This is a genomic window from Nocardia higoensis NBRC 100133 (genome assembly GCF_000308595.1).
Taxonomy (GTDB): domain Bacteria; phylum Actinomycetota; class Actinomycetes; order Mycobacteriales; family Mycobacteriaceae; genus Nocardia; species Nocardia higoensis.
Genome location: NZ_BAGA01000053.1, coordinates 1 through 21811, shown reverse-complemented (window position 1 = coordinate 21811; position 21811 = coordinate 1). Strand labels below are relative to the sequence as shown.

At 70.2% G+C, this 21811-nt stretch carries 19 protein-coding genes and 1 pseudogene; 9 read left to right on the top strand and 11 right to left on the bottom strand.

The features are described 5' to 3' along the window. From ON26_RS06660 to hemW, 5 genes are all read right to left on the bottom strand, one after another. Positions 1-382: RsmE family RNA methyltransferase (locus ON26_RS06660; protein ID WP_040795108.1), on the bottom strand; the 382-nt coding region annotated here is incomplete at its 3' end. A gap of 4 nt (positions 383-386) precedes the next feature. Then, the gene (gene dnaJ / locus ON26_RS06655) at positions 387-1544 is read right to left on the bottom strand and encodes a molecular chaperone DnaJ (protein ID WP_040795107.1); all 1158 of its coding nucleotides are present in this window, start codon (positions 1542-1544) and stop codon (positions 387-389) included. 158 nt (positions 1545-1702) lie between these two features. Next, positions 1703-2737, bottom strand: coding sequence for a heat-inducible transcriptional repressor HrcA (gene hrcA, locus ON26_RS06650; RefSeq protein ID WP_040795106.1), 1035 nt, complete (start codon positions 2735-2737; stop codon positions 1703-1705). Positions 2738-2882: 145 nt separating this feature from the next. After that, a complete protein-coding gene (locus ON26_RS06645) occupies positions 2883-3089 on the bottom strand; it encodes a hypothetical protein (protein ID WP_040795105.1) in 207 nt (68 codons plus the stop codon). Between the two features lie 184 nt (positions 3090-3273). Next, a complete protein-coding gene (gene hemW / locus ON26_RS06640; protein ID WP_083883809.1) occupies positions 3274-4479 on the bottom strand; it encodes a radical SAM family heme chaperone HemW in 1206 nt (401 codons plus the stop codon). A 203-nt stretch (positions 4480-4682) separates the two neighbouring features. Here hemW and ON26_RS35060 point away from each other — a divergent pair, with 203 nt between their 5' ends. The 6 genes from ON26_RS35060 (at position 4683) to ON26_RS06615 (ending at position 10487) form a co-directional block, all read left to right on the top strand. Then, complete coding sequence (locus tag ON26_RS35060; protein WP_373280926.1) at positions 4683-4778, top strand: Ms4527A family Cys-rich leader peptide; 96 nt, start codon at positions 4683-4685, stop codon at positions 4776-4778. A 141-nt stretch (positions 4779-4919) separates the two neighbouring features. Beyond that, entirely contained in the window at positions 4920-6644 is a 1725-nt protein-coding gene (locus ON26_RS06635; RefSeq protein ID WP_040795104.1) for a nitrite/sulfite reductase, read from the top strand. Positions 6645-6684: 40 nt separating this feature from the next. Continuing rightward, complete coding sequence (locus tag ON26_RS06630; protein WP_040795103.1) at positions 6685-7404, top strand: phosphoadenylyl-sulfate reductase; 720 nt, start codon at positions 6685-6687, stop codon at positions 7402-7404. Then, positions 7383-8357 (top strand): sulfate adenylyltransferase subunit CysD, encoded by a 975-nt coding sequence (gene cysD / locus ON26_RS06625; protein ID WP_245545751.1) that lies wholly within the window; start codon positions 7383-7385, stop codon positions 8355-8357. The genes ON26_RS06630 and cysD overlap by 22 nt, the downstream gene beginning before the upstream one ends. Next, complete coding sequence (locus ON26_RS06620) at positions 8357-9703, top strand: sulfate adenylyltransferase subunit 1 (RefSeq protein WP_051026752.1); 1347 nt, start codon at positions 8357-8359, stop codon at positions 9701-9703. Before cysD ends, ON26_RS06620 begins: the two co-directional genes overlap by 1 nt. A gap of 1 nt (position 9704) precedes the next feature. Then, positions 9705-10487 carry a sirohydrochlorin chelatase gene (locus tag ON26_RS06615; protein WP_040795102.1) on the top strand — a complete coding sequence of 261 codons (783 nt, stop codon included), beginning with the start codon at positions 9705-9707 and terminating at the stop codon, positions 10485-10487. Positions 10488-10791: 304 nt separating this feature from the next. Here ON26_RS06615 and ON26_RS06610 read toward each other — a convergent pair whose 3' ends face one another. Then, positions 10792-11724, bottom strand: coding sequence for an SMP-30/gluconolactonase/LRE family protein (locus ON26_RS06610; RefSeq protein ID WP_245545750.1), 933 nt, complete (start codon positions 11722-11724; stop codon positions 10792-10794). Between the two features lie 58 nt (positions 11725-11782). Further along, entirely contained in the window at positions 11783-12394 is a 612-nt protein-coding gene (locus tag ON26_RS06605) for a TetR/AcrR family transcriptional regulator (RefSeq protein WP_040795100.1), read from the bottom strand. Positions 12395-12512: 118 nt separating this feature from the next. On the opposite strand from ON26_RS06605, the gene ON26_RS06600 reads away from it, so the two are divergent. Together ON26_RS06600 and ON26_RS06595 are read left to right on the top strand one after the other, a co-directional pair. Continuing rightward, positions 12513-13922, top strand: a complete 1410-nt coding sequence (locus tag ON26_RS06600) for an MFS transporter (RefSeq protein ID WP_040795099.1) — start codon at positions 12513-12515, stop codon at positions 13920-13922. Next, positions 13919-14710: an SGNH/GDSL hydrolase family protein gene (locus ON26_RS06595; RefSeq protein WP_083883807.1), complete on the top strand. Its 792-nt coding sequence runs from the start codon at positions 13919-13921 to the stop codon at positions 14708-14710. The genes ON26_RS06600 and ON26_RS06595 overlap by 4 nt, the downstream gene beginning before the upstream one ends. Before the next feature lie 298 nt (positions 14711-15008). Here the strand turns inward: ON26_RS06595 and ON26_RS34870 are convergent, their stop codons facing one another. From ON26_RS34870 to ON26_RS06580, 3 genes are all read right to left on the bottom strand, one after another. Next, complete coding sequence (locus tag ON26_RS34870; RefSeq protein WP_169333686.1) at positions 15009-17129, bottom strand: Hsp70 family protein; 2121 nt, start codon at positions 17127-17129, stop codon at positions 15009-15011. A 530-nt stretch (positions 17130-17659) separates the two neighbouring features. Continuing rightward, on the bottom strand, positions 17660-19249 hold the full coding sequence (locus tag ON26_RS06585; RefSeq protein ID WP_040795098.1) for an FAD-dependent oxidoreductase: 1590 nt from the start codon (positions 19247-19249) through the stop codon (positions 17660-17662). 15 nt (positions 19250-19264) lie between these two features. Then, positions 19265-20269: an AurF N-oxygenase family protein gene (locus tag ON26_RS06580; RefSeq protein ID WP_083883805.1), complete on the bottom strand. Its 1005-nt coding sequence runs from the start codon at positions 20267-20269 to the stop codon at positions 19265-19267. Positions 20270-20625: 356 nt separating this feature from the next. On the opposite strand from ON26_RS06580, the gene ON26_RS06575 reads away from it, so the two are divergent. Continuing rightward, positions 20626-21387: an SDR family NAD(P)-dependent oxidoreductase gene (locus ON26_RS06575; protein WP_040795096.1), complete on the top strand. Its 762-nt coding sequence runs from the start codon at positions 20626-20628 to the stop codon at positions 21385-21387. A 292-nt stretch (positions 21388-21679) separates the two neighbouring features. On the opposite strand, the pseudogene ON26_RS35010 reads toward ON26_RS06575, so the two are convergent. Continuing rightward, positions 21680-21811 (bottom strand): annotated as a pseudogene (locus ON26_RS35010) (sulfate/molybdate ABC transporter ATP-binding protein); the annotation flags it as partial.

Below are 21811 nucleotides of genomic sequence, written 5' to 3'. Positions count from 1 at the left end.
TCTCGATTCCCTTGGCGGCCTTGCCTTCCCACTTGGCGACACAGCGGATCGCCTGCCAGGGGACGATGGTGTCCGCGCCCGCCTCGGTCATCAGATCCACCGCGAGTTCGGAGCGATCCGATTTCGGAAGCGCCTGCACCACGGTCACTTCCGGTGTGGGCCGCGGCGCGACGACGCGATCGAGTACGCGCAGATCCAGGCGGTCGCGCTGGGCTTCGACCACTTCCGCGGCCGCGAGCAGGCCGCGGCCGTCGGAGAGGGTGATCGCTTCGCCGACCCTGGTGCGGCGCACCGTGGCGGCGTGCCGTCCCTCCGGGCCGTCCAGCACCGCGATCTGCCCGGGCTCGGGAATGTCGTCGAGGTAGAAGACCGTGGCGGCCAACGGATCAGCGTCCGCTGAACGAAGCCCGCAACCGGGCGAACAGGCCGCTGTTGTGCTCGGACTGCGCCGACATCACCTCGGCGCGGTCGCGGTCGCGCATCGACTTGTACTTGCGCAGCAGATCGGTCTGCTTGCTGTCCAGCTTGGACGGGATCACGATGTCCAGATGCGCGAGCAGATCGCCGCGCACGCCGGAGCGCAGCTTGGGCATACCGTGGCCGCGCAGCACCGAGACCTCGCCCGGCTGGGTGCCCGGGGCGATGGTCAGTTCGGTGGGTCCGTCGAGGATGGTGTCGATCACGACGGTGGTGCCCAGCGCCGCGTCGACCATCGGGACACGGACGGTGCAGTGCAGGTCGTCGCCGTCGCGGACGAACACGTCGTGGGGCTGCTCGACGATCTCCACGTAGAGGTCGCCCGCCGGGCCGCCGCCGGGGCCGACCTCGCCCTGGGCGGCCAGCCGCACCCGCATGCCGTTGGCGACGCCGGCGGGGATCGGCGCGGCGATCTCGCGACGCGCACGCACCCGGCCGTCGCCGCCGCACTTGCCACAGGGATCGGGGATGGTCTCACCCGCGCCGCGACAGGTCGGGCAGGGCCGGGAGGTGAGGACCTGGCCGAGGAAGGAGCGCTGCACCGACTGCACTTCGCCCGCGCCGCCACAGGTTTCACAGCGAATCGGCTGGGAGTCGCCGTTGGTGCCCGAACCCTGGCACAGGTCGCAGAGCACGGCGGTGTCGACCGTGAGGTGCTTGGTGACCCCGACCGCGCACTCGGCCAGGCTCAGGCGGGTACGCAGCAGCGAGTCGGCGCCTGCCTGCACGCGGCCGCGCGGCTTGCGCTGGCCACCGCCACCCGCACCGCTCATACCGCCGAAGAATGCCTCGAACACATCGCCGAGGCCGCCGAAGCCGGCGCCCGAGAATCCGCCGGCTCCGCCGCCGGACTCCATCGGGTCGCCGCCCATGTCGACGATCCGGCGCTTCTCCGGATCGGAGAGCACCTCGTAGGCGGTCGACACGTCCTTGAACTTGGCCTGCGCCGCCTCGTCCGGATTGACGTCCGGGTGGAGTTCACGCGCCAGCTTCCGGTACGCGCGCTTGATCTCCTGGTCGGTCGCATTGCGCCCGACGCCGAGTAGTCCGTAGTAGTCCCGTGCCACGTGAGTTCTCTAGTCCTTGGGTCGCTGTACTCGCACTCGTGCCGCCCCCGCCGAACGCAGGAGCACCATCAGTCGGATGCACTCAACTTTATCCGGCCGGAGACCGAGCGTAGCAGCGCCGTACCGTGACCTCGGTCGCGCTGGGTTCGCAGCGCGGTTCAGCGCTCGGCCAGGACCTCGCCGATGTACCTGGCGACGGTCGCCACCGAGGCGATCGTGCCCGGGTAGTCCATCCGGGTCGGCCCGAGCACCCCCATGCCGCCGAGCACCGAGCCCGAGGCGCCGTACCCGGTGGTGACCACCGAGGTGCCGCGCATCTCCTCGACCTGGGTCTCCTCGCCGATGCGCACCGTGACGGTGCCCGGCTGTTGCGCCGCGGCGAGCAACTTGAGCACGACGACCTGTTCTTCGAGCGCTTCGAGCACCTGCCGCAGCGCGCCGGGCAAACCGAAGTCGGCGGCGTTGCGGGTGAGATTGGCGGTGCCGCCGAGCACGAGACGCTCCTCCGGATGCTCGACGAGCGTCTCGACCAGAACCGTCGAGACCCGGATGAGCACATCGCGCAGTTTCTGCGGCGCGCTCTCCGGCAGTGCGGCGACCGCGGCGGAGGCCGTCGCCAGGCGCTTGCCGTCCATCGCGGCACCGAGCAGGGCGCGCAGCGCGGCCAGATCGTCGTCGTCGATCAGCGCGCCGAGGTCGACGATGCGCTGGTCGACGCGACCGGTGTCGGTGATGACCACCAGCAACAGCCGCGCCGGATTGAGCGCGACGACTTCGATGTGGCGCACGGTCGAGGCCGAGACCGTGGGGTACTGCACGACAGCGACCTGCCGGGTCAGCTGGGCGAGCAGGCGCACCCCACGGCGCAGCACGTCGTCGAGGTCGACACCGGATTCCAGGAACTGCATGATGGCCCGGCGCTCGGCCTGGGACAGCGGTTTGACCTCGGAGATCCGGTCGACGAACTGGCGGTAGCCCTTGTCGGTGGGGATACGGCCGGAACTGGTGTGCGGCTGAGTGATGTATCCCTCCGCTTCCAGCACCGCCATGTCGTTGCGCACTGTCGCGCTGGACACACCCAGGTTGTGCCGCTCGACCAGTGTCTTGGAACCGATCGGCTCCTTGGTCGCCACGTAGTCCGCCACGATCGCGCGGAGAACCTCGAAGCGGCGATCCTCGGTGCTCGACGACATCGGGCCCCACCTCCTCGCTCCTGCTGTACGCCACAGGCCACCGGCGTACTCACCGGCCACCGACTCTCCGGTGACCGGTACGTCCGAGTATCCAGTCTAATTGCCCACGCACCAATTGCCCGATTACGTGGGTGGATACCGAGGATCAGGGGCGACCGACGAGCTTGCCCGCCTGGGCGTCGAGGCCGAGCATCGACAGCAATGACAGGCAGTCGGCGGCGTTGTGCGCATGCCCGGCGACGGTGCGGGCCGCTATGGCCCGCTTACGGGCGAACTCGGCCTTCTCGGCCGCGCGCATTTCGGAGAATTCGTACTGCTCGTGCTCAGGCTGGGCACGTAATGACTCGGTCAAATCGACTCCTCGAGGTTGCCCGGAGCCTACCCCGAACCGGGCCGGTGGCAATACCTGACAACCGGCCGTCCGCTTGTCCACGGCGCCTCCGGACATCAACGTTTCACAAATGGCAGGTCGCGGGTGGTGACGGCAGCATCGCCGAGACGACGCCGCCGACTGCCCGAAGGTCCGGTGACGCCGATCAGGTGACGAGCCGGCGCACCAGAGCGTCGGCGAGCAGCCTGCCACGGTCGGTGAGTACGAGATGGCCGTCCACGCGGACGGCCAGGCCGTCGGTGAGGATCTCCTCGACCGTGGGCGCGGCCGAGGGCTCCAACTCGGCCAGCGGCAGGCCGGTGCGCAGGCGGATGGTGAGCATCACGCGCTCGAGGTAGCGGTCGTCGGCGGTGAGCGATTCCCAGCCCGCGGCGGGCAGGCCGCCGCGCGCGACCCGTTCGGCGTAGCGGGCCGGGTGCTTGACGTTCCACCAGCGGACGCCGCCGAGGTGACTGTGCGCGCCGGGACCCGCGCCGAGCCAGTCGCCTCCGTCCCAGTAGCCGAGATTGTGCCTGCAGCGGGCGCCCTCGTCCGCGGCCCAGTTCGACACCTCGTACCAGCTCAGACCCGCCTGTTCGAGGCGATGGTCGATGCGTTCGTAGCGGGCGGCGAGCACGTCGTCGTCCGGGGCGGGCAGTTCACCGCGCCGGACCCGGCGGGCCAGTGCGGTGCCGTCCTCGACGATCAGCGAGTAGGCCGACACATGGTCCACGCCCGCGTCCAGCACCGCGTCCAGGCTGGCGTCGAGATCGGTGTCGGTCTCGCCCGGAGTGCCGTAGATGAGGTCGAGATTGACGTGCTCGAAACCGGCGGCCCTGGCCTCCTTCGCGGCGGCGACCGGCCGGCCCGGCGTGTGGGCGCGGTCGAGTACGGCCAGCACGTGCCGGGCCGCGGACTGCATCCCCAGCGACACCCGGGTGTAACCGGCCGCGCGCAGGCGTTCGAAGAATTCCGGCGAGGTGGACTCCGGGTTGGATTCGGTGGTCACCTCGGCCCCGGCGGCGAGGGTGAAGTTCGCACGGATCGCGTCGAGCACGTCGGCCAGGCCGTCGCCGCCGAGCAGCGAGGGCGTGCCGCCGCCGACGAAGACGGTCTCCACCGCCGGGACCGGGCTCGGCAGCTCGGCGAACGACGCCGCGGCGGTGGACAGTTCTCCCCGCAGCGCCTCCAGCCAAGACTGCGGCGAGGCCGAGGTGCCGAGTTCCCCGGCGGTGTAGGTGTTGAAGTCGCAGTAGCCGCATCGCGTCGCGCAGAAGGGGACGTGGATGTAGACGCCGAACGGCCCGCCGCCGAAATCGCGCAGCACGGGTGCGTCGGCGTCGGGCTGGGTCGGGGCTGCGGCGGGACTCACCTCACCAGTGTGCCCGCCCGTCCCCGGCGGGCCGAGGCCACGGTCGTGCCCGGGTGAACCGGCTCACCCGGGCACGCCGCCGCCCGCTCGCGCCCGCAAACCTATGACGGTCGTCACAATAGCGCCGTGGAACCAGGGGATTTCCCGCGTTGGCACGGGAAATACTGGTCCGGGGGTCCGAACGGCCCGTTTTACATGGCACAATGGTCCCCATGCGCGCATCGGGAGTACGGCTTGTGGCACGTCGCCACGTCGATTACAAGCGCGTCTGCAGCGCCGGCTGTCTGCCCTGTCTGTGAACAGGTAGATCAGCGAAGCGTCCAATCCGGGTCTCGAACGAATCCGTTCCGAGCGCAACCCTCCGCTGACAACCGCAGGCGTGGGTCAGTCCCTCGCGCCCTGAATACGGATGTTCCACCCACCCCAGCAGGAGCGACCCCATGACGTCGAGCACCGACGCCGTTCAGTCCGAGGCCGTCACGCCCAAGCCCACCCGGGCCCGTACCGGCAAGCCGGTGCGCCGCCGGTCCGAGGGTCAGTGGGCGCTCGGCTACCGCGAACCGCTCAACCCCAACGAGCAGAGCAAGAAGGACGACAACCCGCTCAACGTCCGCGCCCGCATCGAGAACATCTACTCGAAGAACGGGTTCGACAGCATCGACAAGGCCGATCTGCGCGGCCGGTTCCGCTGGTGGGGTCTCTACACCCAGCGCGAGCAGGGCTACGACGGCACCTTCACCGGTGACGAGAACATCGACCTGCTCGAGGCGAAGTACTTCATGATGCGGGTGCGCTGCGACGGCGGCGCACTGAACGTCGCGCAGTTGCGCACCGTCGGCGCGATCTCCACCGAGTTCGGCCGCGACACCGCCGACCTGTCCGACCGCGAGAACGTCCAGTACCACTGGATCGAGATCGAGAACGTGCCGGAGATCTGGCGGCGTCTGGAAGAGGTCGGCCTGCACACCACCGAGGCATGCGGCGACTGCCCGCGCGTGATCCTCGGCTCCCCGCTCGCCGGTGAATCCCTCGACGAGGTCATCGACCCGACCTGGGCCGTCGAGGAGATCGTCCGCCGCTACATCGGCGACAAGCGCTACTCGAACCTGCCGCGCAAGTTCAAGACCGCCATCTCCGGTCAGCAGGACGTGGTGCACGAGATCAACGACGTCGCCTTCGTCGGCGTGGTGCATCCCGAGCACGGCCCCGGCCTGGACCTGTGGGTCGGCGGCGGCCTGTCCACCAACCCCATGCTGGCCCAGCGCCTCGGCGCGTGGGTGCCGCTGGAGGAGGTGCCGGATGTGTGGGAGGGCGTGGTCGCGCTGTTCCGCGACTACGGTTACCGCCGTCTGCGCACCAAGGCGCGGCTGAAGTTCCTGGTCAAGGACTGGGGCGTGGAGAAGTTCCGCGAGGTGCTCGAGGAGAAGTATCTCGGACGCAAGCTGATCGACGGCCCCGCGCCCGAGCAGCCCGTCAAGCCGATCGACCACGTGGGCGTGCAGCGGCTGCGCAACGGCCTCAACGCCGTCGGCTTCTCCCCCATCGCCGGTCGCGTCTCGGGCACCATCCTGACGAAGGTGGCCGACGCCGCCGAGCGCGCCGGTTCCGATCGCATCCGCTTCACCCCCTACCAGAAGCTGATCGTGCTCGACGTGGCCGACGACAAGGTCGCGCAGCTGATCAGCGAGCTGGAACCGCTGGGCCTGCAGGCCCGCCCGTCGGTGTGGCGGCGGAATCTGCTCGCGTGCAGCGGTATCGAGTTCTGCAAGCTGTCCTTCGTGGAGACCCGCAAGCGCTCCCAGGTGCTGGCGCCGGAACTCGAGCAGCGGCTGGCCGACATCAATGCCGAGCTGGACGTGCCGATCACGGTGAACATCAACGGCTGCCCGAACTCGTGCGGCCGTTCCCAGATCGCCGACATCGGGTTCAAGGGGCAGCTGGTCGACGACGGCGCGGGCAACCAGGTGGAGGGCTTCCAGGTGCACCTGGGCGGCAGCCTCGGCCTGGACAGCGGTTTCGGCCGCAAGCTGCGCCAGCACAAGGTGACCAGCGCCGAACTCGGCGACTACATCGAGCGCGTGGTGCGCAACTTCGTCAAGAACCGGGACGGCGGCGAGCGCTTCGCGCAGTGGGCCGTCCGCGCCGAGGAAGCCGACCTGCGCTGACGCGCGGGAAGGCGGAGCACATGGTGACGGGAGATCAACTGTGACAACCAGAGTCGTCGACAAGCTGTCCGAGGACGAATTGCGGGCGCTCGCCGAGCGCGGCGCGGCCGAACTGGGCCCCGACGCCACACCCGCGGAGCTGCTCGGGTGGACCGAGGAGACTTTCGGGCCCGGCTACATCGTCGCCTCGAACATGCAGGACGGCGTACTGGTGCACCTGGCCGCCCAGGTGCGGGCCGGCGTCGACGTGCTGTTCTTGGACACCGGCTATCACTTCGCGGAGACGATCGGCACCCGCGACGCCGTCGAGGCCGTGTACGGGGTGAACGTCATCAACGCCCGCGCCGAGCACACGGTCGACGAACAGGACGCGCTGCTGGGCAGGGATCTGTTCGCCCGCGACGCCAACGAGTGCTGCCGGCTGCGCAAGGTGGTGCCGCTGACGAAGTCGCTGGCCGGCTACAACGCCTGGGTCACCGGCATCCGCCGGGTGGAGGCGCCCACCCGCGCCAACGCCCCGCTGATCTCCTTCGACGAAGCTTTCGGCCTGGTGAAGATCAATCCGATCGCACCGTGGTCCGACGAGGACATGGAGAACTACATCGCCGAACACGGCATCCTCGTCAACCCCCTGGTGGAGGAGGGTTATCCGTCCATCGGCTGCGCTCCGTGCACACGGAAGCCGGAGCCGGGAGCCGATCCGCGAAGCGGCCGCTGGGCCGGCCTCGCCAAGACCGAATGCGGGTTGCATCAGTCATGAACGACACCATCACGAACGAGACCCCTGCCCTGGCCGCGTCCGAACGATCGCTGGGCATCAGCGAATTCGACACCTTGGCCGCGCTGGAGTCCGAGGCCATCCACGTATTCCGTGAGGTGGCGGGCGAGTTCGAGCGGCCCGTGATCCTGTTCTCCGGCGGCAAGGACTCCACGGTGCTGCTGCACGTGGCCCTCAAGGCTTTCTGGCCCGCGCCGCTGCCGTTCGCGCTGCTGCACGTGGACACCGGGCACAACCTGCCCGAGGTGCTGGAGTTCCGGGACAAGGTCGTCGAGAAGTACGGCCTGCGCCTGCACGTCGCCTCGGTCGAGGACTACCTGGCCGACGGCCGCCTGACCGAGCGCCCCGACGGCATCCGCAACCCGCTGCAGACGGTGCCGTTGCTGGACGCCATCGCGGAGAACCGTTTCGACGCGGTCTTCGGCGGCGGTCGCCGCGACGAGGAGCGTTCGCGCGCCAAGGAGCGGATCTTCTCGCTGCGCAATGCCTTCGGGCAGTGGGATCCCAAGCGTCAGCGCCCCGAGCTGTGGAACCTGTACAACGGCCGCCACGCTCCCGGCGAGCACGTGCGGGTCTTCCCGCTGAGCAACTGGACCGAGCTCGACATCTGGCGCTACATCGCCCGCGAGGACGTCGATCTGGCGAGTATCTACTACGCCCACCAGCGCCCGGTCTACCAGCGCGACGGCATGTGGATGACCCCCGGCGTGTGGGGCGGCCCGCGCGAGGGCGAGACGCTCGAGACCAGGTCGGTGCGCTACCGCACCGTCGGCGACGGCTCGACCACCGGCGCGATCCTGTCCGAGGCCGCCACCAACGAAGCGATCCTCGCCGAGGTCGCCGCGTCCCGGCTGACCGAGCGGGGCGCCACCCGCGGTGACGACCGGGTGTCGGAAGCCGCGATGGAAGACCGCAAGCGAGAGGGTTATTTCTGATGTCTGCTGCTCCGCAGATCACCGCTGAGCCGGGTGCGCGCACCGAACCGCCGGCCCAGCTGCTGCGCCTGGCCACCGCGGGCTCGGTCGACGACGGCAAGTCCACCCTGGTGGGCAGGCTGCTGTTCGACACCAAGTCGGTGCTGGCCGACCAGATCGACGCCGTGACCCGCGCCTCGGTCGACAAGGGCCTGTCGACCCCCGACCTGTCGCTGCTGGTCGACGGCCTGCGCGCCGAGCGCGAGCAGGGCATCACCATCGACGTGGCCTACCGCTACTTCGCCACGCCCAAGCGCTCTTTCGTGCTGGCCGACACCCCCGGCCACGTGCAGTACACCCGCAACACCGTCTCCGGCGCGTCCACCGCGCAGCTGGTGATCCTGCTGGTCGACGCGCGCAAGGGCGTCATCGAGCAGACCCGCCGGCACGCCGCCGTGCTGGCGCTGCTGGGCGTGCCGAAGCTGGTGCTCGCGGTGAACAAGATCGACCTGGTGGACGACCCGGCGACGGTGTTCGCCGAGATCTCCGCGGAGTTCAACGCGCTGACCACCGGACTGGGCTGGGCGGCCGAGGACGTGCTGGAGATCCCGGTCTCCGCGCTGCACGGCGACAATGTCGCCAGCCGTTCGGCGAACACCCCGTACTACGACGGCCCGTCGCTGATCGAGCACCTGGAGTCGGTGCCGGTCGACGCCGACAGCACCGGCGAGCACTCGATCGGGCTGCGTTTCCCGGTCCAGTACGTGATCCGTCCGCGCACCGCCGAATACCCGGACTACCGGGGCTACGCGGGCCAGATCGCGGCCGGTTCGGTCGCGCCCGGCGACGAGATCGTGGTGCTGCCCTCGGGCGTGCGCACCACCGTCGAGCGCATCGACACCCCGGACGGAGAGCTGGCGGTCGCGCAGGTGGGCCGCAGCGTCACGCTGATCCTGGCCGACGAGGTCGACATCTCCCGCGGCGACATCATCGCCGCGGTGGCCGACGCGCCGGAGCCCCTGGACTCCTTCGACGCGACCGTCTGCTGGCTCGGCGACAAGCCGCTGCGTCCCGGCGCGCGGCTGCTGCTCAAGCACGGCACCCGCACCACCCAGGCCATCGTCGGCGCGCTCATCGAACGCTTCGACGAGCAGCGCCTGGCCGCGGACCCGAACCCGGAAGCGCTCGCGCTCAACGACATCGGCCGCATCTCGGTGCGCGTCGCCGAGCCGATCGCCGCCGACGACTACCGGGTCAACCGGCAGACCGGCAGTTTCCTGCTCATCGACCCGGCGGGCGGCAACACCCTCGCCGCCGGTCTCGTGGGTGACGTGCTGACCGCTGTCGAGGTCGGCGCCGGAGTCTGAGGTGGCTCGCCCCGCGCCGCTCGATACCGCGCTGATCACCGTCGGCCACGGTAGCCGCGATCCCCGATCGGCGGCCACCGTGGCGGCGGTGGCCGCCGCGGTCGCCGAGGCCAGGCCGGAGGTCACGGTGCGCCCGGCGTTCCTCGATCTCAGCGCGCCTTCGGTGGACCGGGTGGTCGACGCGCTCGCCTGCGCGGGTCACACGCACGCCGTCGTGGTCCCGCTGTTGCTGGGCAACGCCTTTCACGCGCGGGTCGATCTACCCGGGCTGCTGGCCGGCGCCCGGCGCCGGCATCCGATGCTGCATATCGACCGTACCGATGTACTCGGTCCGGATCCGAGGCTCGTCCGCGCCCTCGCCGATCGGGTGCGCGAGACCATACCGACACCGTCGGCCCTGTCGATCGAGCCGCGGGCGGGGAACGCGGACCCGCGACTCGGCGTGGTGGTGGCCGCGGTCGGCGCTTCCTCGGCCGCGGCCAACGCCAGGACACAGCGGGTCGCGCGGGATCTCGCCGCACACACCGGCTGGGCGACCGAAATCGGTTTCGCGACAACCGAACCCGGTGTACCCGAAGCCAGGGATCGATTGTACGCGCGCGGTGTGGACCGGGTCGTCGTCGCGCACTACTTCCTCGCACCCGGTCTGCTGACCGACCGGATCGCAGCGGCCACACCGGATCTCGCCCACACCCCAGCCCTCGGCACCCATCCGGCGCTGGTCGACCTGGTGTGGGATCGCTACGACTCGGTGCGCGGCGCGGCGCGGGCGCTGTCCGCCTGAGGCGCATCGCCAACGCGGCATCGAGGCCGAGACCCTGCGCAACAGCTCGCGCACAGCCGCGCGCTCGGCTCGCTCGTCCTCCTCGGCCGCCGCCTTCGAGGCGAGCAGCCTGCGGGTGATCGGCCCGACGGTGGCACCCTGCACGTGGCGGGCATGGAAACCGGCCCAGGCCACCGTCACCAGAATCAGCGGCGTGGCCCCCGACCCGTGGACCTTCCCCGATCACCGCTGCGGCGCGATCCGAGCGGTGTGGGGCGGCGTCACCCGGTGCGATGTACGGCCATCGGGCCGAATGCGTAGACGGTCAGCGCCGGCGCGGGTCCGCCGGTGTCAGGTCGACCCCGGGCGGTGGCCGCAGACGGCGCAAGGTGCCGTCCATGCTCGTGACGAACAGCGCCCAGTCGCCCCCGTCACGGGCGATGCGAACCGAGGTCGCACCGTCCGGCGGAATGCGCACGGGGTCGGGCCGCTTCAGGAAGCCCGTGGCGATCGCACAGGCCGACCGGCTCGCGGGGTCGACCCGGTACACCGCGCCGACCCCATGATCGGTGACGAACAGTTGATCGTCGCGCGTGGCGTCCATGTCGTCGGGCAGCGCGATCAGTTCCGGGAAGCCGATCACGGGCTCGGGACGATCGGGCGCATCCAGCGGGATGCGCTGCAGCCGCGTGGTGAGATCGGAGACGTAGATCGAATGCCCGTCGGGGGCCGGCGCCATTCCGTTGGAGAACACGACATCCGACCAGGTCTCGGTGAACTCGCCGGTGGACGGCCGGTATCGGGCGATCCCGCTCGGGGCGCCGTCGATGCCGATCGTCGTGATCAGCAGGTCCCCGTCGGGCAACTCGAGCAGGCCGTTGGGGCCGTTCAGATTCGTGAGCAGAACTGTCACCGCACCGGTCGCCGGCTCATATCGCTGCAAAGTGCCTGCGGGCGCACCGATTCCGTCGCCGGTCAGGAAATAGACGTAGGGTCCCGAGAGCCGGACACCGCCCGGCTTGTCGAGTCCGGTGACCAGCTTCTCGAGCCTGCCCTCGGCGTCGATGCGGCCGAGATAGCCGTCGGTGATGCCGGTGACGTAGAAGCCACCCGCACCGTCGGAATCCAGATTCTCCAGAGCTCCCACGCCCGCGGCGACAACGCCGACGGACCAGCCCTCCGCGCACCGGGGCGGGAAGATGTCCGCGCTCGCGGGGCCTGCCGTGGCGACGCCCGCCGCCACGACACCGGACAGCACGGCCGCAACGCTCCTACGACGGATCCACACACGATCATTCAACCAGCGAATTCGCCGATCAGGCCGCAGGATCTCCGAGCAGGCGGGCGATGATCCGGCGCGCGGCCGCCACCCCGGCCTCGTCCTCGAGCTGGCGGGCGGTGTTGGCCGCGGTGACCACGGCGGAGATCTCGAAGGCCAGGGTGTCCGGATCCCGGCCGGGCAGCTCGCCCGCCTCGGCCGCGTACCGGATCTGCTTGTCGAGCAGGCCGAGCCACTCGGCGTGGTCGGCGACCAGGGCGTCGCGGACCGGCCCCTGCCTGCTGTCGAACTCGGCGAGGGTGGCGGCGCGGAAGCAGCCGCCGGGGAACACCGGCTCGGTGACGTAGTCCAGCCAGCGCCCGACCAGCGCGCGGACCCGGGTGATACCGCGCGGCTCGCGCATGCCCGGCTCGATGATCGTCGAGACGAAGACTTCCCTGGCGGCACGCACGGCCGCGAGTTGCAGCGCCTCCTTGGACCCGAAGAGCGTCGCGATGCCGCTCTTGCTGATTCCCAGGTCGGTGGCGAGCCTGCCGATGCTCAACCCTTCGAGCCCCTCCACCGAGGCGACGTCGGCGGCGCGCCGGGCGATCGCCGCACGCGAGCGCGCGCCTTTGACCAGGCGTTGATCGGTGGTCGGTTCGGTCATGCGTCCATTCTCCCATCGAGGGGTTGTGCATACGAACGGTCGGTCGTATTTTATGAACGAACGATCGTACTTTTTGTTTCCTCCGCTCCGACCACTTCTCCTCGCCACTAGGAATTCCATGTCCCTGGTTTCCGAGCGAACCGACAGTTCGCCTCCGCCGAACCTCGCCCGCCGCACCCTGCTACTCGCGTGCAGTGCGGCGTTCATCGCCTTCCTCGATCTCTCGGTCGTCAATATCGCCTTCCCCTCGCTCGCCCGCGACTACCCCGACACCCCCGCGACCACCTTGACCTGGGTCGTCAGCGGTTACGCGGTCACCTTCGCCGCTCTGCTCACCCCGGCGGGCCGTCTCGCCGACGCCCTCGGCAGGCGCAGGTTGCTGCTCACCGCGCTCGCCGGGTTCGCGCTGACCTCACTGCTGTGCAGCCTCGCGCCGAACGCCGCGATGCTCGTCGGCGGACGTCTGCTGCAGGGCGCCACCGCCGCGCTGATGCTGCCCGCCGCGCTCGGCCTCGTTCTCGCGGTCACCCCGCGCGAGCGGATCGGCGCGGCGATCGGCGCCTGGTCGGCGGCGGGCGGTTTCGCCGCGGTGGTCGGCCCTGCACTCGGCGGTGTGCTGGTCGAGACCTTCGGCTGGCGCTCGATCTTCGTGATCAATGTGCCGATCGCCCTGCTGCTCATCGTGCCCACCCTGCGCGTTCAGGTCCCCGAGGCCGGGCGGACGGGCAATGTGTGGCCGGATCCGGTGGGCACGGTCGCGACAGCGCTCGGACTGGGCGGACTCGTCGCCGGGGTCACCGAGGGTCAGCGATGGGGCTGGAACTCTCCCGCCACCCTGCTCGCGCTCGGGCTCGGCGCTGTTCTGGTGGGCGCGGCCATCGCACGCTCGGCACGGCAGGGCGGCTCCGCGCGGTCGGCGCTGGCAGTGGATCTCTGGCGCAGCACGCCCTATGCGCTGGCCAACGCGGCCTCGTTCGTGTTCGCCGCGGCCATGTACTCCTGGCTGCTGGCCGGGCCGCTGTTCCTCGACGCCGTCTGGGGCTATTCGGTCATCGGATCGGCCGCGGCGCTCACGGTGGGCGCGCTGGCGTCCATGGTGACCGCGAATATCGCGGGGCGGATCACGGCGAGCGGTCCGCGCCGCTGGGCCGGTGTGCTGGGCGCGGTGCTGTTCGCGGCGTCGGCACTGTGGATGAGCACCGGCATGTTCGGTCCCGAACCCGCCCTGTGGTCTGCGTGGATTCCCGCCGGTCTGCTCGGTGGCGGCGGTATCGGCCTGGTCCTGACAGTGCTCGGCACGGCGGCGGCGAGTTCCCTTCCGCCCGAGAAGTTCGCCGTCGGCATCGCCATGAATCTCACCTCGCGCCAGGTCGGCGGCGCCCTCGGCGTCGCGGTGCTGGCCGCCGTCCTGGCCGCCCATCCCGGTGACGCACTCGCCGGACTGCACACCCACTTCGTGATCTGCGCGGTGATCGCCGTATGCGCCGCCGCCCTGTCCGCCCTTCCCACCCGATCGGAAATGCCATGAACGACAGCCACTTCCCATTCGCCCACGCCACCGACGCCGGATCATTGCGCGCCGGCCCCATCGACACCCTTGCCGGATCCGCCGACGCCACGGCACTCGCCGCCGACGCACCGCTGACCGAGGATTCCGATCCGATGCTGCTCGCGCCCGGCGCGTCAGGTGAACTGCTGCGCGGTGCGCCCTGGCAGCGGTACGCGGTGATCGGCGACTCCATCGCCAAGGGCATCGGTGATCCGAGTCCCGGCTACCAGCCGATCGGCTGGGCGGAGCGCGTCGCCACGGCCCTGCGCGGCGCGAACCCCGGTTTGCACTATCTGAACACCGGTCGCATGGGCGCCACCACCGCGCAGGTACGCGACGAACAACTCTCCCGCGCGCTGGAATTCGAGCCGGACCTGGTGCACGTCATCTGCGGCGGGAACGATCTGTTCGTCGCCGACCCCGACCTCGACGCGCTGCGCGCGAACCTCGGCGCCTTGTTCGCGCCGCTCGCCGCGACCGGAGCCCAACTGTGCACGTTCACCGTCGCCGATGTCTGGGAGACCGAGCGCATGGCGGCGATGGCTCCGATGCGCGACCGGATGGCCGCGCTCAACGCGATTATCAGCGACGTGGCCGCCCGGTACGACGCACTGCTGGTCGACTTCTGGACGCACCCGCTGCGGCTACGCCCCGACCTCATGAGCGCCGACCTCATCCACTTCACGAGCAGCGGCCACGCCGTGGTCGCCACCGAGATGATCCGGGCCCTGTCCGCCCTCATCCCGCCCGGCCCCGCCACGCGCTGACCCGGCTCCCATCGGCCGCAACCCCGGGCGCCGTTCGCGGCTCACGCAACGGCGCCCCGGCCGCCCCGGCACCCCTCACGGCGATGCTCGGTCGACGACGCCACCGCGCCATTCTCGTCAGCGCGGACACCCTCCGATGGCGGCGGGGGCGTGACGTCCGTCCGGGCCGCCGTCAGCGGAGTGTCGAACGGGATCGCGCCCGCCGCGGCATCGGCCTGCCGAGCATCGAGCTGTCCGAGATCGAGCCGTCCGGCATCGATCGCGGGTCGCCCACCGGCCGACGGCCCGTCCGGCGCGGTCAGCGTCCGCGCGAGCCGCCACCGCCACCACCGTCGCCACCACCGGTACGGGAGCCGCCGCCGTGGGCGCCTCCACCTTTGCCGCCGCCACCGCGTCCGGAGCCGCCGTGCCCCGATCCGCCCTTGCCGGGGCCGCCACCGTCGCCGGACTTGGATTTCCCGCCACTGCCGCCGGATCCCGCTCCGGTGGCGGCGTTTCCGGCGGCACCATTGCCGGAGCCACCGTTCGACGAGCTGTCGGAGCCACCGCTGAACGCGCCACCGGAACCGCCCGAGCCACCACTCGATACACCGCCGGAACCGCCCGCACCACCACTGGACGCGCCACCGGAACGGCCGTCGCCGTTACCGCCGGAATCGCCTCCGCCCGAGGACGTCCCGCCGGACCCGCCGCCCGAACCAGCGGCGCCATCGGAGGAACCGTCACCGCCTGCGGCGCCGCCGCCCGACGACGCGCCGCCGGACGGCCCGCCATCGCCCGCCGGGGCACCGCCGGAGGAGTCGCCGCTACCGGAGGTCGCATCGCCACCGGAGGTCGCATCGCCGCCGCTGGACGCTCCGCCACCGGAACCCGCGTCGCCGTCCGATCCGGTCGCCACTCCCCCACCGGCACCGCCCGCACCGGGAGATCCCTGCCCGGCGGCCGGGTCCGCCGGCCCGTCACCGCCGGGGCCGGACGCCGGCCCCGCCCCGTTGCCGCCGTCGGCCGGCTGCCCGCCCGGCGCGGCCGGATCGCTGATGGGGGTGCCACCCGGCGAACCGCCGTCACCACCGGCTCCCGGATCCGGCTGTCCGCCAACGGTTGCGGGAGCCGGCGAGACCGGGCGCTCCCAGCCCGCGTCGGAGACCCAGCCGAAGGGCAGCCACCGGGGAAAGCGCGCGGGATCGGATTCCTCGTCGAGCAACAGCGTTCGCCGGTCGGGGAGGAAGTCACGGCGCGACTCGGCGATGGTCGGGCCCATGATCCGTCGGCCGGTGGCGACGAAGCGGCCGTCGGGATTACGGGTGAGGCCGGCAACCGGCTCGGCCAGGCCGAGCGGGATGCCGTAGCGCACGTCGCCGTCGGTGTGCGCGGAGTAGGCCGTGTCGGTGTAGGCGTGGGTGCGTACGTCGATCGGCTGGGCCAGGTCCGGGAAGCGCTGGAGCATCGGTTCGAGCGCGGGCCCGGGATTACCGCCCAGCATGGTCGCGGCCGATACCGCCAGCGCGGAAGCCACCGCGGCTCCGGAGAACACCGCACCTCGCGTGGCACGCGGCATGTCGTCGACGAGCGCGAACGAGCGAGCCGCGAAATAAGCCGCGCCGGTCGCGACGATCTGCCCGGGGTCGGCGGAGGTGACCACCGGCCTGCCGAGCTCGGCGAGCGTGGCGGCGACCTCCGGGGGGCGCGATGCCGCACCGACCACGAGGATCCGGCCGATATCGGACAGGCTGCGGCCGGTCGAGCTCAGGCACGACCGGACCACGTCGAAGGAATCCCGGATGTGGTCGGCGCGCAGGCTGTCCACGTCGACGAGGGCACTCATCGGAGTCGCGCCGGGCACGGTGCCCCGCGAGTAGCGGGCGATGGTCGAGCCGAGCGGGCGGCCGCCGAAGTCGTAGCAGCGGCGCGGGTTTCCGACGATCGGATGATCGGACCAGTCGGGGCCGACCCGGACCACGGTCACATCCAGACTGGTCCCGCCCAGGTCGTAGACCAGCGCGAATCCCGGTTCGAGCGGACCGTGTTCGCGTTCCAGCCATTCCACGGCGGCGACGGGCTCGGGCACCATGATCGCCTCGCGCATACCACCGAGGTCGAGAGCCTGGCGTAGCAGCGCGACCTGCTTGTCGGAGTACACCGCCGGATAGGTCACCACCGATCCGGCGATCGGCTCACCGGAATCGAGCAGTTCCCGCACGACCGTCGCGACCAGGCCCGGCGCGGTGTAGAGGCGACCGCCCAGGACGAACGGTTCGGGATCGCGGGCGAGGTCGGCGAAATCGGTGACCGCGGAATCGAAGCGGGGCATGTTGCCCACTCGGGCGGTGCCGTAGTCGTCGAGAGTGAGGGCGGTGCGCCTGGTCCGCACCGATGGCCTGGAACGTGTCGGGCTCACCGACGCCGTCACGGAGTTCACCGAACCGATGCTCAGACCCACGCACAGAGACATTCGCCATCCCGTCAACGCACCGTGACCACGTCCAGCACACAGTCGAGCCATGTGGCCGCGGTCGTCTTCCAAACAGCACGAACAGGCTAACCGATCGGATGCGGCGGTGATGACAGAACCACATCAATTCGTGCGCATTCGGGCACGTCATCGACAAAGCCGCAGGACAATCCGGTCGATCCGATGATCAAGAGCCCTCTACACCGGAATCACGCTGCGCACGATCATCTTCCGCTACCGCACAGCGATCTTCCAGGCGGAGACAGACGGTTTCGCCCGGGCCATCACCGCGAATAGCCGGCGAAGTTTCAGCATGCGCAGTATTGCAGTCCGAGTACTCGTAGCCAGATATTCGCCACCATTCGCGCGGGCAACTCCAGGCGTCCGGTACCTGGTCGCCACTGCCACCGGCGCATACGGGAACGAGCGGACGAGGTCGCCTCGTCCGCTCGTGTCACACCGAGATCGCGGGCGGCCTCTCCCGCCCGTCCATTCGGTCAGAGTTCGGCCAGCAGCCGCCGCAGCGGCTTTGCTTCCCGGGAGCGACGCACGGCCGCTCCGCCCGCACGCGCGCTCGGCCTGCGCGCACGCACGAGCCGGTCGAATTCGTCCGCGCCACAAGCAGGTTCGGGCAGCAGCCCAGCGTTGAAATCCGCCGCCAGCCGCTGCACCGTCTGCTGCGCGCAGGACTTGTTGGTGCCGATGAAGCCGGTCGGCCCGCGCTTGATCCAGCCGGTCACATACGTCCCCGGGCAGGCGGCGTCGCCGTCGAACACGCGGCCGTCCCGGTTCGGGATGACCCCGGCGCGTTCATCGAACGGCAGCCCCGGCATCGGCACCCCTCGATAGCCGACGGAGGTGAGCACGAGCCCGGCATCGATCAGGTCGGTCTCGCCGGTGGGCGTCGCGACGACGCGCCCATCGGCATCCAGGCTCGGTTCGGTGCGGACGATCTCCAGGCCGGCGACGCGATCGGTGCCGAGCACCCGGGCCGGTGCGGCCCGGTAACGGAACACGATCCGCTTGCGCTCGCCCACCGGGCGATTCCCGACCTGGCGCAGCAGGCGCAGCTTCTGCTCGGTTTCGAACGACATGCCCGGCACGATCTCGGGCAGTGCGCCCTCGACCACGATGTCGACATCGGCGCCGAGCAGGCCGACGAATTCCGGCACGGTGAAGGCTGATTCGGCGGGACCGCGCCTGCCGAGCACCACGACTTCCTCGATTTCGCTCTCCCGCAGCGCCGACAGCGCGTAGGGCGCGATGTCGGTGTCGGCGAGGGTATCCGGATCACTGGTCAGCAGGCGGGCCACATCCAGAGCGACATTGCCGTTGCCGACGATCACCGCACGCCGATGCGTCAGATCGACGTGGTCGTCCACATGATCGGGATGGCCGTTGTACCAGGCGACGATGTCGGTGGCCGAGACGGTGCCGGGCAGCCCCTCGCCCGGAATCCCGAGCTTGCGATCCGAGGACGCGCCCACCGCGTAGATCACCGCGTGGAAGTGGTCGAGCAGCTCGCTGTGCGAAATATGCTCGCCCACCTCGACATCCAGGTAGGAGCCGAAGCCGGGCTGGGCGGCCATCACGTCGAAGAGCCTGCTGACCTGACGCGTCCTGCCGTGATCGGGGGCGACGCCGAAACGCGCCAGTCCGTAGGGCACCGTCAGCCGATCGAACACGGTGACGGTGACGTCGGGCTGGGTGAGCAGTTCGTCGGCGGCGTACATGGCCGACGGGCCCGAGCCCACGATCGCCACCCGTAACGGGCCACGACCCCGGTCGATCGCCGGCGCGGGTACCGGCCGCGCCAGCAGCGGACGAGGCCGTTCCTGGCGGTAGAACGCGGCATTGATCTCGACGAACGGAAGTTGTTCGCCCGTCAGCTTCTTCACCGAGGTGATCGCGTCGACCGGGCAGGCCGTGGCGCAGGCGCCGCAGTCCACACATGCTTTCGGGTCGACGTAGAGCATCTCCGCGGTCGCGAAGTCCGGCTCGTCAGGGGTGGGATGGATGCAGTTGACCGGGCAGGCGTACACGCACGAGGCGTCACTGCAACAGGATTGGGTGACGACGTAGGGCATCGACCGAACCGCCGCTCAGCCGGCCTTGGCCAGGCGCAACGGTTCGGACCGGTAGCGACTGCCCGGACCGTCGATGCCGAACAGCTTCCACACCCGCTTGGCGATCGGGTTCATCAGGCCGAGGTTCTCGGCCAGCGCCCGGACGTCGACGAAGTAGTCACTGAAGGTCTGCCTGGCTTCTTTCGAGCCGTAGAACAGCTCCTTGCGCACCTTCTCCGGAATGTCGAACTCGCGGAAGAAGGACTTCGGCGGGGTCGCGATGGCGCGACCGAGGATGAACATGATCGTCGGCATCGCCAGCGACAGTACGAATTTGTTCAGCCGGCCCACCTCGGGCACGTGCCTCTGCAGGAACTCGTGCGCGAAGGAGATGTGCCTGGCCTCCTCGGCGACGTGGATGGACATCACGCCGAGCATGATCGGGTGCACCTCTTCCCCGGAACGCAGGATCTGCTTCTGGATGTGGTCGATCGGCTCCTCGCCGGCGAGCACGGCCATGAAGAACAGGTTCGGCGCGAGGGCGGCGACCGGCGCGGCCAGGTACTTGAACTTGGCGACCAGCGGGCCCATCCCCGGCACATCCATGCCGATGCGGTTGACCATCTCCTGGAACATCAGGGTGTGGTTGTGCTCCTCGATCATCTCGTGGGAGCAGTAGCGGAACTCCGGCGAGCCGTTGGGCAGGCCGAAGTTGTGCGTGACCATGCCGCTGATCAGGATCGACTCGAACTGCAAGCCCACCTTGGCGATATTGGCCTGGCGGTACTTGCCGATCTCGATCTGACGATCCTGCGGCAGCGCCTGGTACCAGGGATGGCGGCCGAGCGGGTCGGCCGAGACCGGCAGCACCCAGCGGTGTTCGCCCGCCGTGGCGGCGAAATCGGGGTTGTCCCAGTCGATGTCCTGGAAGGGGTCGAAGTGCCGGTTCACCGAACCCTCGGACAGCAGCAGCAGCTTGGCGGCGTACTCCTGCGCCTTCGCGAGATCGGGGTCGATATCGGGCGTCACGGCTTTCGACATCGTCGTCACTGCCTCTCCTCGGTATCCGAATAACTGTTTCCAATAGTTACAGCTACTAGCGGGTAGGTCAACCCCAGTCCGCCGCGCAGCCCAGAAATAGGCCTCCACCAGCGAAAACGAGCGGTCACCAAGATCGCCCGAGAGCGCCGGGAAGCCGGTCTTCTGCGGATACCCAGAACTCGCGGTCTCATCAACCTCGTCGGCGACTCGGTCGAGACATTGCACCGACCGAAACACCTGACACATCAACTACTCGTCCGGAAACCGCCAGCGCCACAGGTCCCCGTGCCTTTGACTGAATGCGGCGGTAACGGACCGCCGAGACCGAAGACGCACGAACGGAAAGGAAGTGACGGATGTCGACACGCTTCGCGGGACAGGTCGCGGTGATCACGGGCGCGAGCTCCGGGGTAGGCAGGGCGGTGGCGATGCGACTGGCCGCCGACGGCGCCGCGGTGGTCCTCGGGTCGCGCGGGAAAGACGCCGGTACGCGGGTCGCCGAGCAGATTCGCGCGGCGGGCGGGCAGGCGCTGTTCGTCCCCGCCGACGTCACGGTGGAGGACGACGTGGCCCGGCTGACCGAAGCCGCCGTCGGCGAGTACGGACGCCTGGACATCGCGTTCAACAACGCGGGCGCGGTGCGCTCGTTCGGGCCGATAGCGGAGATCGACGAGGCGGGCTGGCGCGCGGATCTGGAACTCAACCTCACCGCCGTCTTCTACGGCTTGCGCCACCAGGTGCCCGCGCTGGCCGCATCCGGTGGCGGCGCGATCCTCAACAACGCCTCGAACCTGGGTGTGGTCGGAATGGGTTCGGTGGCACCGTATGTGGCGGCCAAACACGGGGTGATCGGGCTGACCAGGGCCGTGGCACTGGAGTCCGCCGAACGCGGCGTCCGGGTCAACGCACTGGTGTCCGGCGCGGTGGACACGCCGGCATTCCGCGCGTCGATGGGCGCCACGCCGGAGGGCGAGGCAGCGGTCACCGCGTTGCACCCGATCGGGCGGATCGCCACACCGGAGGAAATCGCCTCGTTCTGCGCCTATCTGCTCAGTCGGGAGGCGAGTTTCGTCACCGGCGCGGCGCTCGCGATCGACGGCGGGTTCACCGCGCGCTGATCGCCCGCGCGGCTCCCAGCGCCTATTTGGTTACTTGCGTACGGGATTCGGTCACCGCGGGCGCGGCCTCGCCGGCCCCGTCCTTCGACGCCGGCTCAGCGGCCTCGACAGCCGCGGCGGCGGCCCCCGTGCCGGCTGCGGCGGGCTCGCCGAACTCGGCAGCGACGACCTCGGCGGCCGCAGCACCAGCCGCGGCGGGCTCGCCTGCCTCGACACCGGCGGAGGCGGACTCCGCCTTCGCGACCGCCGGCTCGGCGGACGCGGAGGACGCGACCTGAATCGGAACCCGGCCGGTGGGCAGTTCCGGAATCCGGGTCGCCCGCGCGTACACGGTCTCGCCCTCGCTCAGCCGCAGCGCCTCGGCGTCACCCCGGGTGACCTGGGCGGAGAACAGATCGCCGGTGGCGGCGTTGCGCATCTCGAC

What these genes read in the sequence shown, in the direction of transcription:
- ON26_RS06575 (WP_040795096.1), top strand. Translation starts at nt 20,626, where the DNA reads ATGTCGACACGCTTCGCGGGACAGGTCGCGGTGATCACGGGCGCGAGC.
- ON26_RS06595 (WP_083883807.1), top strand. Translation starts at nt 13,919, where the DNA reads ATGAACGACAGCCACTTCCCATTCGCCCACGCCACCGACGCCGGATCA.
- cysD (WP_245545751.1), top strand. Translation starts at nt 7,383, where the DNA reads ATGCGGGTTGCATCAGTCATGAACGACACCATCACGAACGAGACCCCT.
- ON26_RS06605 (WP_040795100.1), bottom strand. Translation starts at nt 12,394, where the DNA reads ATGACCGAACCGACCACCGATCAACGCCTGGTCAAAGGCGCGCGCTCG.
- ON26_RS35060 (WP_373280926.1), top strand. Translation starts at nt 4,683, where the DNA reads ATGGTCCCCATGCGCGCATCGGGAGTACGGCTTGTGGCACGTCGCCAC.
- ON26_RS06620 (WP_051026752.1), top strand. Translation starts at nt 8,357, where the DNA reads ATGTCTGCTGCTCCGCAGATCACCGCTGAGCCGGGTGCGCGCACCGAA.
- ON26_RS06600 (WP_040795099.1), top strand. Translation starts at nt 12,513, where the DNA reads ATGTCCCTGGTTTCCGAGCGAACCGACAGTTCGCCTCCGCCGAACCTC.
- hrcA (WP_040795106.1), bottom strand. Translation starts at nt 2,737, where the DNA reads ATGTCGTCGAGCACCGAGGATCGCCGCTTCGAGGTTCTCCGCGCGATC.
- ON26_RS06580 (WP_083883805.1), bottom strand. Translation starts at nt 20,269, where the DNA reads ATGTCGAAAGCCGTGACGCCCGATATCGACCCCGATCTCGCGAAGGCG.
- ON26_RS06585 (WP_040795098.1), bottom strand. Translation starts at nt 19,249, where the DNA reads ATGCCCTACGTCGTCACCCAATCCTGTTGCAGTGACGCCTCGTGCGTG.
- ON26_RS06635 (WP_040795104.1), top strand. Translation starts at nt 4,920, where the DNA reads ATGACGTCGAGCACCGACGCCGTTCAGTCCGAGGCCGTCACGCCCAAG.